At 60.1% G+C, this 700-nt stretch carries 1 protein-coding gene; it reads left to right on the top strand.

What is annotated here, in order from left to right:
- Positions 1-700, top strand: a 700-nt coding sequence (locus tag AWB81_RS43865) for a PRTRC system protein B (RefSeq protein WP_374730559.1), incomplete at both ends; no start/stop codon positions are given.

Below are 700 nucleotides of genomic sequence, written 5' to 3'. Positions count from 1 at the left end.
GGCTCGGACCGCGTCGACGAACTCGCGGCAATCAGCGCCATCTTGCTGTACGGCCGCCAGGATCGCAGCGCCGTCTATGGCACCGTTCATCCGGTGACGCAGGGCAAGAGCGGCCGGGCGACGATTGGTGCCGGACGCCCGATCGATCGCATGGCGCTCGTTGACTGCTTGCGTGAACTGGCTCAGAACGCGGCGCCGAAAGCGGAATTTCTGCCTGAAACGGTGCTCGCGGTGTCGCAAGACGCGGTGATGTGGTGGTGCAAACCGGCGATGCGAAGAGTCTTCTTTGATTGTCAGGAGATCGGAAGACGCAGTGCGGTCGTCCCTCATCCCGGTCTGGTGTTCCGTGCAGCGTCGAACGGGTTTTCCGTGTTCGCGCTGCATGAGGACAGCCGGCCAACGCCTGAATCGAAGCTGCACGAACCACCTTACTTTAACACCTGGGATTGGGGGCGAATCTGCATCGGCTCGGCTCAAGTGCCCAAGCGCATCGATGTCGAATCGACCGCCGGTTGGGAAAGCGGGTTCTTCGAGTCTGCCTTCACCCACCCGAATCACGGCAACAAACGTGTTTCGCATCCGAATGGCGAGTTCGCATTCTGGAAAGAAATGCTCGACGGCAGGTACGGCGAGCAGTTCCCGAAAGAGGCGCTCATCTCTATGGACATTACCGTCGCTGATCTGATCGCCGGCAAAAAAG

The sequence above is a fragment of the Caballeronia arationis genome (assembly GCF_001544975.2).
Classification (GTDB): domain Bacteria; phylum Pseudomonadota; class Gammaproteobacteria; order Burkholderiales; family Burkholderiaceae; genus Caballeronia; species Caballeronia arationis.
Note: the sequence above shows the minus strand (reverse complement) of the source record. Positions and strands in the feature narration are given on the sequence as shown.